The organism is Nonomuraea antri, assembly GCF_013283785.1.
GTDB classification, from domain to species: domain Bacteria; phylum Actinomycetota; class Actinomycetes; order Streptosporangiales; family Streptosporangiaceae; genus Nonomuraea; species Nonomuraea antri.
The window spans coordinates 25,047-35,293 of sequence record NZ_JABCPZ010000102.1 but is presented as its reverse complement, the minus strand read 5'-3'; the positions used below and the strand labels follow the sequence as shown (position 1 = coordinate 35,293).

The window sequence follows — 10,247 nt, the reverse complement described above, 5'->3', positions numbered from 1 at the left end:
GTCGTACGTGGGCGGGGCGGTGCTGCTGGATCTGACGTCGGCGCGGATGACGTTCGTGGTGGCCGGGACGGGTGGCCTGCTGGTCTCCCTGCTGACGGCCCTGGCCCTCCGTCCCCGGCGCTGAGCCCTCCAACCCCGGTGCTGAGCCCTCCAACCCCGGTGCTGACCCCGGTGCTGAGTCCTCCGACTCGGGCGTTGGGAGGCCGGTCCGCCCAGCCGTTGGAGGCTACGCCCCGGAGGGCGGGCGGCGTCACGATCCGCATCGGGGACGTCTGTGGCGACCACCGGCTGCACGCGGTGCTCAGCGGGCCCCCGCGAGCTGTTCGACACCGTCATGTTCGACCCGACCGGCCGGTTCCTGGCCGGTGTGAGTGACGATGGCCACCCGGATCCGAGGCCGGACGAGGAACGGGTCACGGCCGGGGTTGTTCGCCCAAAGCATGCCCGCCGGGCCGCGTCTCCGGGACCGCTACGCCGCCGGCAGCCCCGCACCGGAACCAGACGTCCGACGCCGGCCATGACTTTCGGCACCCACCCCGCCCCCCGTCGAGTACCTACGATACGGACATGAGGTGGCCGCACTGATGTCCCGGACCCTGGAACGCAAGAGCGCGGTAGCCGGGCTGACCTGCGCGTTCGCCGCCGGCGTCGCCGTGATGCTGGAGATGATGATCAGCACCTTCGGCGGGCCCACGCACGCCGCGTGGTGGTGGACCGCCTACCTGCTCTACCTGGCGGTCCTGCTGGTCGTCTGCCGGTACCTGCCCGGGCCGGGACGGCTGCCGGGGCACGCGCCGCTGCTCGGGCTGGTGGTGCTGGGCATCGCCGTCTTCCTGCTGTACCCGAACCAGGGCTGGACCGCGATCCTGTTCGTGGTGACCGTGGCGAGCACGGCGTTCGCCTGGTCGCAGCGGGCGGTCGTCGCCGTGGTCGCCGTCCAGACCGCCGCGGTCGTGGCGGGGGTGGCGGCCAGCGGGTGGCCGGCGTACGACGTGGTAATGGCGGTGGTCGTGTACGGGAGCGTCCAGGGGTTCGCGGCGCTCGTCGTCGGCGCGGGACGGCGCGAGGCGGAGGCCCGGCGCGAGACGGCGATCGCGCACGCGGAGCTGCGCGCGGCCGCCACCCTGCTGGAGGCCGCCGGCCGCGACGCCGAGCGGCTGCGCATCTCGCGCGAGCTGCACGACGTGGTCGGACACCAGCTCACCGCGCTCATCCTGGAGCTGGAGGTCGCCTCACACCTGATCGACGGCGATGGCGACGGCGACGGCGCCGAGCACGTGACCCGGGCCCGCGCCATCGCCAGGGACCTGCTCGGCGACGTCCGCGTCACCGTCGGGCAGATGCGCTCGGGACGGCGTCCGCTCGAAGCGGTGCTCCACCCGCTGACCCGCGACGTCCCCGGCCTGGAGGTGTCGCTGGACGTCAGCGAGGCGGGACCGGTCGAGGGCGAGCAGGCGCAGGTGATCCTGCGCTGCGTCCAGGAGGCCATCACGAACACCCTGCGGCACGCCGGCGCCGGCCGGCTCGACGTCGTGGTCCGCGCCGACGCCGACGGCATCAGGGTCGAGGCCCGCGACGACGGCCGCGGCGGCGCCGACCTCGCCCCCGGCAACGGACTGACCGGGATGCGCGAACGCTTCGAGTCGCTGGGCGGCACCCTGACCTTCAATTCCGCCCCCGGCGCCGGATTCACCGTCGCCGGATGCCTGCCCGCGGGGCGGCCGGCGTGAGCCCCGTCCGCGTGCTGCTCGTCGACGACCAGACGCTCGTCAGGCAGGGCATCAGGAGCCTGCTGGCGCTGGCGCCGGAGATCGAGGTCGTCGACGAGGGCGCCGACGGCGACGAGGCCCTGCGCCTGCTCGCGGAACACGACGTCGACGTGCTGCTCCTCGATCTGCGCATGCCCGGCCGCGACGGCATCTCCACGCTGGAGGAGATGCGCGAGCGGGGCATCAGGGTGCCGGTGCTCGTGCTCACCACGTTCGACGACGAGGAGCTCGTGCTGCGCGCGCTGCGCGCCGGCGCCCGCGGATACCTGCTCAAGGACGTCACGCTCGCCCAGGTGGTGAGCGCGCTGCAGTCGCTGGCCAACGGCGGCACGGTGCTCCAACCGGCGCTCACGGACCGGCTGCTGCGCGCGGTGGCCGAGCCCCGCGACCCGATCGAGGGCTTCGACCGGCCGGAACCGCTCAGCCCCAGGGAACTGGACGTGCTGCGGCTCGCCGCCGCGGGCTGGTCCAACCGGCAGATCGCGCACGGGCTGCACCTGGCCGAGGGCACCGTGAAGAACCACATGTCGAGCGTGCTGCTCAAGCTCGGGGTGCGGGACCGGACGCGGGCCGTGCTCCGCGCGCTCGAACTCGGCCTGCTGTCGCGGTGAGCGGGGAAGTGCCGGAAGTCATGGCGGACAACGGTGACGTCCGGCACGTCCGCGCGCTCGGGTGAGCCGCCTAGCGTCTCCGTATCGGAACCGGCTTCGAGAGGAGACAACATGGGCAAGATCGTCGCCAACTTCTTCATCGCGCTGGACGGTGTCGTGGAGGCGCCGGAGAGCTGGCACATGTCGTACATCAACGACGAGATGATGGCGGTCATCGGTGCGGGGATGGAGAGGAACAAGGCGTTCCTGATGGGACGCAAGGGTTACGACGGGTGGGCGGCGTACTGGCCGACCAGCACCGACGAGCCGTACGCGAGCTACTTCAACGACATCCCGAAGTATGTGATCTCCAGTACGTTGCGTGATCCGTCGTGGAAGAACACGACGGTGCTGCCGGGCGAGGCGGGGGCGGTGCGGCAGCTGAAGGAGAGCGTGGACGGGGACATTCTGATGACCGGCAGCACGGTGACGGTGCGCTGGCTGCTGGCCAACGGGCTGCTGGACGAGCTGCGGCTGCTGTTGCACCCGGTCGCGGTCGGTTCGGGCCAGAAGCTGTTCGAGGACGGGATGACGCAGAAGCTGGACCTGGTGCACAGCCAGGCGTTCTCGACCGGGGTGCTCGACCTGGTCTACCGCCCCGCCTCCTGACCGGGGCCCACGGGGGGAAATTCGATTGTGGTGCCGGCCGCCGGGCCGATAGCGTGCGGCCGCACCATCGGATTCGTCGTGGGGACCATCGCGTGACGCCGCCTGCTCTCGCCGCCTGACATCTTCTTCCGCGCTTTCGCACCGACCTCGTCGTCGGTCCCGCCGGGCTGCCCGCGATCCGGGCCGCCCTGGCCGCTCAGCGTTTCGTGTCAGGTCTTAGAGAGATCATGTCTGCACAATCCCATAGAGATCATTCCGTGCTGCCCAGGACCGGGCAGCCCAGGACCGTAGTTCCCCAGATGGTGCTGCCCTGGACCGTGCGGCGGACCAGGCTGCCGCTGCTCGCCCTGCGCTGCCTCGACTGCCAGGCGGAGTCGGCCACCGTCGGCGAGGGCAGGTTCCGGGTCAACGCCAACGGCAAGCTGCTGCACGTGTGGCTGCTCGTCCGATGTGTCCGCTGCGATCGGACCACGAAGATCAACATCCATGAGCGGGTGCCGGTCCGGTCGCTGGATCCGGCCAGGCTCCGCGCGTTCGAGCGCAACGATCCGGCGATGGTCGCGCGCACGCTGCTCGACCCCGCCATCGCCCGGCGCAACCGGTTCGCCCTCGACTGGCGCGGCGCCTGGCGGCTGGACTCGTCGGCCGTCGAGGCGGACTGGCCGTACCGGGTGGACGTCGCCTTCCTCGATCCCGTGCCGATCCGTCCCGACTGGCTGATCGCCCACGGGCTCGGCTTCAGCAGGGGCGAGGTCGAGCGGCGGATCAAGAGCGACCAGCCGCTCAGGCGCACCACGATCACGGGCTTCTCGTTCGTGGTCATGCCCGCCGCGTAGCGGCCGGGTGGCGGGGGACCGGGCCGGGTCCCCCGCCTACCCGTCGTGGGCGAGCGACGACTCGATCAGCCGCCGGTGGGCCTGCAACAGGTTCTGCGGCAGGTCGCCTGGTGCGCACCAGCGGGCGTCGAGGATCTCCATGTCGTTCAGCCGCATCCGGCCGCCGCCCGCGTACTCGGCCGCGTAGGCGACCTCGATCCGCAGCTGGAAACCGCTCCCGAGATGCACCAGCTCACCGACCCGCACCTCCAGCCCGGTCTCCTCCCTGACCTCGCGCGCGACCGCCTGCTCGAACGTCTCGCCGCGCTTCGCGCCGCCCGTCGGCAGGCCCCACTGGCGCTCCCGCGGCCAGAAGCGGTGCCGCAGCAGCAACACGTTCCCGTCCGGGTCGCGGACGACGCCGGTCACCCCGACCATGAACTTGGCCTGCGACAGGTAGAGCAGCCGCCACTGCACGGATCCGCGCAGACTCAGCCACAGCCGGGCGATCAGCTTCTTCACCGGCATCCTCCGGGGGGCGACGGGCACGACACACAGGCACGGTATACAGGACGGAACCGCATCGTACGTCTCCCCGACCCCATCCCCCCGTGACGCGACGAGAGGCGGACCGCCATGAACCCAGACGAAGCGCCGATCCAGACCCCGATCCAGGCCCCCGTCGTGGAACGCCGGACGATCGACGTGATCCCCGACGCCGAGCGGCACGGCACCCCGCGCAGCCAGTTCACCCTCTGGTTCGGCGCCAACATGCAGATCACCGCCATCGTGGACGGCGCGCTCGCCGTCGTCTTCGGCGCCGACGCGCTCTGGGCGATCATCGCCCTGCTCATCGGCAACGTCCTGGGCGGCGTGGTGATGGCGCTGCACTCCGCCCAGGGGCCGCGGCTCGGCCTGCCCCAGATGATCTCCAGCCGGGCGCAGTTCGGCGTGCACGGCGCGGTCGTCCCGCTGGTGCTGGTCGTGCTGATGTACCTGGGCTTCGCCGCGACCGGCAGCGTGCTGGCCGGCCAGGCGCTCGGCCGGATACTGAACGTGCCGGCCACCGCAGGCATCCTGCTGTTCGGCGCGCTGACGGCGATCGTCGCGGTCACCGGCTACCGGCTCATCCACGCCGTGGGCCGGGTCGCCACCGTGGTCGGCGTCTGCGGGCTCGGCTACCTGCTGATCGCCGTGTTCACCAGATACGACGTGGGCGCGGTCGTCGGCGCCGGGTCGTTCGACGCGCCCACGTTCCTGCTGGCCGTGGGGCTGGCGGCGGCCTGGCAGCTCACCTTCGGCCCGTACGTCGCAGACTACTCCCGCTACCTGCCGCGCCACACCAGCGAGCGGGCCACGTTCACCGGCACGTTCCTGGGCAGCGTGATCGGCTCGCAGTGGGCGATGACGCTGGGCGCGCTGATCGCGGCCGTCTCCGGCGACGCGTTCGTCAAGGACCAGGTCGGGTTCGTCGGCGAGCTGGCCGGGCCGGCCGCCGTCGCGCTGCTGATCTACATCGTGATCGTGGTCGGCAAGCTGACCGTCAACACGCTCAACGCCTACGGCGGCTTCATGTGCCTGCTGACGACCGTGACCGCGTTCACCGGCCGTTCCACGATCTCGCCGGTGACCCGCGCGCTCTACATCGTCGGCTTCACCGCCGTGTCGGTCGCCGTGGCGATCGTGGCCAGCGCCGACTTCCTGAACAACTTCAAGAACTTCCTGCTCGTGCTGCTCATGGTGTTCACGCCGTGGAGCGCGATCAACCTCACCGACTACTACCTGATCTCAGGGAACGGGTGGACCTGCCCGCCCTGTACGACCCGGCGGGACGCTACGGCCGCTGGAACGTGACCGCGCTGGTCTGCTACGCGTTCGGGGTGGCCATTCAGATCCCGTTCCTGGCCCAGAAGCTCTACACCGGGCCGGTGACCGAACTGCTCGGCGGCGCCGACATCTCCTGGATCGTCGGCCTGGCGGCGACCGCCGCGCTGTACTACCCGTGGGCGAAACGCACCTCGAACCCGCCGTGACCTCGGGCCGGCGTCGCCGAAGCCGGCGTCCCCGAAACCGGCGTCGCCAGAAGCGTCAGGCCGGGCCGTCGCGGAGCACGCCGCGCACCACGTCGAGCCGTACGCCCGGGTCGAACTCCGGCAGCCACCAGGTCGCGCCGGCCCGCACGTACGGCTCCGGGTCGGTGCCGAGCGGCAGGCTGACGGCCAGGTCGAAGCCGGACGTCTCGCCCTGTCGCAGCTCGGCGAGCGTGCCGGCGACCTCGGCGAGCTGGTCGGGGTGCACCAGGTTGACCGGGAAGAAGCCGTCGAGCCGGGCGGCGCGGCGGATCGGCCGGACGTTGCCGGGGAACCCGGCCGCCCACACCGGCACGCCGGGCCGCTGCACCGGCCGGGGCAGGAACGTGATGTCGTCGACGGTGTAGTGCTCGCCGCGATGGCGCACCGGCTCGCCCGACCAGGCCGCGGCCAGGATCGACAGGGACTCGTCGAGCATCCGCCCGCGCCGCCGGTCGTCGAGCTGCTCGCCGGTCCTGGACAGCTCGCCCGCGAACCTGTCGTCGCCGATGCCGACGCCCAGGGTCAGCCTGCCCCCGCTGAGCCGATCCAGCGTCGCGGTCTCCCGCGCCAGCTTGGCCGGCCGCCGGCGGGGCGGCGAGCACACCATCGGGCCGAGCCGCAGCCGCTCGGTCGAGGTCGCGATCGCCGACAACACGATCCACGGGTCGGCGACCTGCCGGACCGGGGGCCGCCAGCACACCTGATCCCAGACGAAGCAGCCGTCCCACCCGGCCTCCTCGGCCTCGGCGGCCAGGCGCGCGACCACCAGCGGGTCGGCGAGCTCGTCGAAGATCGGCAGCCACAGCGCCGACCGCGGCCGGCGGCTCATGACCGGACCCCGGCGGTGTGCCGCACCAGGGCGGGCACGAACTCGTCCCAGACCGGGGCCGGCAGGTCGTGCCCGGCGCCCTTCAGCACCAGCAGCTCCGCGCCGGGGATCGCGTCGCGCAGCGCCAGGCCGTGCGCCGGCGGCAGGACCGGGTCGTGGTCGCCGTGGACCACCAGCGTCGGCGCGGTGATCCGGGCGAAGCCGTCCAGGTCCGGGCCGTCGAAGGCGATGGCGTAGTGGTTGACCAGGGTCGAGGCGTAGCTGCGCGCGCGTGCCACGTCACGTTCGACCAGCGCGCGCGTCGCGGCCCGGTCGAAGTACGGCGAGCCGCCCGCGTACGCGCCCGCGGCGGCCACCACGTACGCGACGACCGCGGCCCTGTCCGCGGGGTCCGGCTCGGGCGGTATCCGCAGGCCGGCCGAGGGCGGCGGCAGGTCGCCCGCCCCGGTGGAGGTCGACACGAACGTCAGCGACGCGACCCGGCCGGGATGGTCCGCGCCGAGGATGAGCCCGATCCCGCCGGACATCGACTGGCAGACCAGGTGGGCGCGCTCGACGCCCAGCGCGTCCTGGACGCCGAGCACGTCCAGGGCCAGGTCGGTGAAGGAGTAGCCGGGCCGTCCCGGCGGGTAGCAGGTCGACCGGCCGGTGTCGCGCTGGTCGTAGCGGACCACGAACCTGCCGTGCGCGGCGAGGCGTGCGCACAGTTCGTCCTCCCACCACAACATCGACGCGGCCGCCCCGGCGACCAGCACGATCGCCGGGTCGGCGCGGTCGCCGAACGTCTCGGCGCACAGCTCGACGCCGTTGACCGGGAGCAGGTGCTCGCCGTTGGACTGATGAGCGTTCATGTCCGACACGCTAGGCTCGCCGATCCATCGTGGAAAGCGATGATCCGCGATCGTGTCGATCGCGCTTGGCGATTAAGCTGGGCTTTGTGATCGACCTTGAGTTACGTCACCTGGCGGCGATGGCCGCCATCGCCGATGAAGGCACCTTCGGCCGGGCGGCCGTCCGGCTCGGATACACCCAGTCCACGGTGAGCCAGCAGATCGCCGCGCTGGAGAGGGCCGTCGGCGGCCCGGTGTTCGACCGTCCAGGCGGGCCCAGGCCGGTGCGGCTCACCCCGCTCGGCGCCGTGGTGCTCGGCCAGGGCCGCGAACTGCTGGCGCGGGCGCAGGCGCTGGCCGACGCGGTGGAGCGGTTCAAGTCGGGGGACGGCCGGATCGACATCGGCACCTTCCAGAGCGTGTCCAGCGTCATCCTGCCGTCGGTGATCCGGCGGCTGCGTGACGAGCACCCCGGCTGCGACATCAGGCTGTCGGAGGAGGAGCCGGAGCAACCCCGCATCGGCGACCTCGACCTGCTGTTCTACGACGGACGCGTGGACGACGACGTCGAGTGCCGCAAGCTGCTCGACGACCCGTACCTGCTGGTGGCCAGGGCCGGCGCCTTCCCCGACGGCCCGGTCCCGCTGGAACTGCTCGACGGCGCGCCGATGGTGGCCTGGCCGCTGACCTGCGCCCAGCCCTGGATGGAAGAGGCGATCGAGCGCGGCGGCGCCCGGCCGCGCGTGGTGTTCCGCAGCGCGGTCAACGACACCCTGCTGTCGATGGTGCGGGCCGGGCTGGGCTCGGCGGTGCTGCCATGGCTCGCCGTCCGGGGCGCAGGCGCCGACTCGGACGATCGGCTCCGCGTGCACGAGCTGCGGCCGTCCCCGCCGCCACGGGAGATCTACCTGCACTGGCGGTCCGGACGCACGCACTCGCCGCTGGCCGGCCGGGCGATCGAGATCGCGGCCGAGGTCGCGGCCGGGCTCACCCCACCGCAGTCCTGACCGGACTTGTACGAACGAGCCGGAAGTCGGCACGTTCGTACAAGTATCGGCGAGATCCACCGGAGCATCCTGGCGGGGGACGACGGTTCCGACGAGAGGGTCACGATGCTCAACCTGTCGATCATTCTGGAAGACAGCGCCCGCCGCGTTCCCGACCGCACCGCCCTGGTCTTCGGCGACCTGCGGTTGCCGTACTCCATGGTGGACGCCGTCGCGAACCAGGTGGCCAACCTCCTGGTGGCCCGGGGGATCGGCAAGGGTGACAAGGTCGCGCTGCTCTGCCCGAACGTGCCCTACTTCCCCTTCGTCTACTTCGGCATACTCAAGGCCGGGGCGACCGTGGTCCCGCTCAACGTGCTGCTGCAGCCGCGCGAGATCGTCTACCACCTGGACGACAGCGACGCGAAGGCGTTCTTCTGCTTCGAAGGCACGCCCGAGCTGCCGATGGGCGCGCGGGGACGGGCGGCCTTCGACGACGTCGACGGCTGCGCGGACTTCTTCGTCCTGCCCGCCACGCCGCTGGCCACCGAGTCCGAGCACGGCGAATCGATCTGGGCGGCGCTGGACGGCATGCCCGGCGAGTTCGAGACCGTGCGCACCGGGCCGGAGGACGTCGCGGCCATCCTCTACACCTCCGGCACCACCGGCAGGCCCAAGGGCGCCCAGCTCACGCACGCGAACCTGCTGATCAACACCATGGTCAGCGACGAGATGTTCCCCACCGACCCCGACGGCGACGTCATGCTCGCCGTGCTGCCGCTCTTCCACTCCTTCGGCCAGATCTCGGTGATGAGCGTGAGCCTGCGCCGCCGCGCCACGCTCGTGCTGCTGCCGCGCTTCGAGCCTGGCCAGGCGCTGGAGCTCATGCGCGGGGAGAAGGTGACCATGTTCGCCGGGGTGCCCACCATGTACTGGGCGATGCTGTCGAAGATCCACGCGGACGGCGCCGAGGTGCCCACGACCCTGCGCGTGGCGGTGTCGGGGGCGGCCGCCTGCCCGGTCGAGGTGCTCAAGGACTTCGAGTCCACCTTCGGCATCCCGATCCTGGAAGGCTACGGACTGTCGGAGACCTCGCCCGCGGCCTGCTTCAACCAGCTCAGCCGGCCCACCAAGCCGGGCACCGTCGGCTTCCCCATCTGGGGCGTGCAGATGCGGCTGGTGGACCGCGACTGGAACACCATCGAGGGCGAGGGCCCCGGAGAGATCGCCATCCGCGGGCACAACATCATGAAGGGCTACCACGGACGTCCCGAGGCCACCGCGGAGGTGCTGCGCGACGGCTGGTTCCGCACCGGCGACATCGCCACCCGCGACGAGGACGGCTACTACTCCATCGTGGACCGCACCAAGGACATGATCATCAGGGGCGGCTTCAACGTGTACCCGCGTGAGCTGGAGGAGGTGCTGATGACGCATCCGGCGGTATCGCTGGTCGCGGTGGTCGGCGTGCCGCACGACACGTACGGTGAGGAGGTCAAGGCGTACGTCATCCCGGCGCCCGGCGCGACGGCCACCGAGGACGACCTCATCGCCTGGTCCAAGGAGAACCTGGCCGCCTACAAGTACCCGCGCATCGTCGAGTTCCGCGACAGCCTGCCGATGACCGAGACCGGCAAGATCCTCAAACGCGAACTGCGCTAGCCGCCGCGCGGGCAGGTGGTCGGGG

Annotated in this window: 11 protein-coding genes; 8 read left to right on the top strand and 3 right to left on the bottom strand. The window is 71.7% G+C overall.

Annotated features, from left to right (window positions below):
• Positions 1 to 584: 584 nt before the first annotated feature.
• From HII36_RS29290 to HII36_RS29275, 4 genes are all read left to right on the top strand, one after another.
• On the top strand, positions 585 to 1,730 hold the full coding sequence (locus tag HII36_RS29290) for a sensor histidine kinase (protein ID WP_173526499.1): 1,146 nt from the start codon (positions 585 to 587) through the stop codon (positions 1,728 to 1,730).
• Positions 1,703 to 2,380, top strand: coding sequence for a response regulator (locus HII36_RS29285; RefSeq protein ID WP_173526498.1), 678 nt, complete (start codon positions 1,703 to 1,705; stop codon positions 2,378 to 2,380). Before HII36_RS29290 ends, HII36_RS29285 begins: the two co-directional genes overlap by 28 nt.
• A 111-nt stretch (positions 2,381 to 2,491) precedes the next feature.
• Positions 2,492 to 3,028: a dihydrofolate reductase family protein gene (locus HII36_RS29280; protein WP_173526497.1), complete on the top strand. Its 537-nt coding sequence runs from the start codon at positions 2,492 to 2,494 to the stop codon at positions 3,026 to 3,028.
• 302 nt (positions 3,029 to 3,330) lie between these two features.
• Positions 3,331 to 3,864: a DUF1062 domain-containing protein gene (locus HII36_RS29275; protein WP_407940831.1), complete on the top strand. Its 534-nt coding sequence runs from the start codon at positions 3,331 to 3,333 to the stop codon at positions 3,862 to 3,864.
• A 36-nt stretch (positions 3,865 to 3,900) separates the two neighbouring features.
• Here the strand turns inward: HII36_RS29275 and HII36_RS29270 are convergent, their stop codons facing one another.
• On the bottom strand, positions 3,901 to 4,365 hold the full coding sequence (locus tag HII36_RS29270; RefSeq protein ID WP_173526496.1) for an NUDIX hydrolase: 465 nt from the start codon (positions 4,363 to 4,365) through the stop codon (positions 3,901 to 3,903).
• A gap of 114 nt (positions 4,366 to 4,479) precedes the next feature.
• Between HII36_RS29270 and HII36_RS29265 the strand changes: the two genes are divergently transcribed.
• Positions 4,480 to 5,697, top strand: coding sequence for a purine-cytosine permease family protein (locus HII36_RS29265; protein ID WP_217370109.1), 1,218 nt, complete (start codon positions 4,480 to 4,482; stop codon positions 5,695 to 5,697).
• Positions 5,643 to 5,876, top strand: coding sequence for a cytosine permease (locus HII36_RS55915; RefSeq protein ID WP_217370108.1), 234 nt, complete (start codon positions 5,643 to 5,645; stop codon positions 5,874 to 5,876). The genes HII36_RS29265 and HII36_RS55915 overlap by 55 nt, the downstream gene beginning before the upstream one ends.
• Positions 5,877 to 5,931: 55 nt before the next feature.
• On the opposite strand, the gene HII36_RS29260 is transcribed toward HII36_RS55915, so the two are convergent.
• Complete coding sequence (locus tag HII36_RS29260; RefSeq protein WP_173526495.1) at positions 5,932 to 6,744, bottom strand: LLM class flavin-dependent oxidoreductase; 813 nt, start codon at positions 6,742 to 6,744, stop codon at positions 5,932 to 5,934.
• Positions 6,741 to 7,595 (bottom strand): alpha/beta fold hydrolase, encoded by an 855-nt coding sequence (locus HII36_RS29255; RefSeq protein WP_173526494.1) that lies wholly within the window; start codon positions 7,593 to 7,595, stop codon positions 6,741 to 6,743. The genes HII36_RS29260 and HII36_RS29255 overlap by 4 nt, the downstream gene beginning before the upstream one ends.
• Positions 7,596 to 7,681: 86 nt before the next feature.
• Between HII36_RS29255 and HII36_RS29250 the strand changes: the two genes are divergently transcribed.
• Complete coding sequence (locus tag HII36_RS29250) at positions 7,682 to 8,581, top strand: LysR family transcriptional regulator (protein WP_173526493.1); 900 nt, start codon at positions 7,682 to 7,684, stop codon at positions 8,579 to 8,581.
• Between the two features lie 105 nt (positions 8,582 to 8,686).
• Positions 8,687 to 10,222, top strand: a complete 1,536-nt coding sequence (locus HII36_RS29245; protein ID WP_173526492.1) for a long-chain-fatty-acid--CoA ligase — start codon at positions 8,687 to 8,689, stop codon at positions 10,220 to 10,222.
• Positions 10,223 to 10,247: the final 25 nt, after the last annotated feature.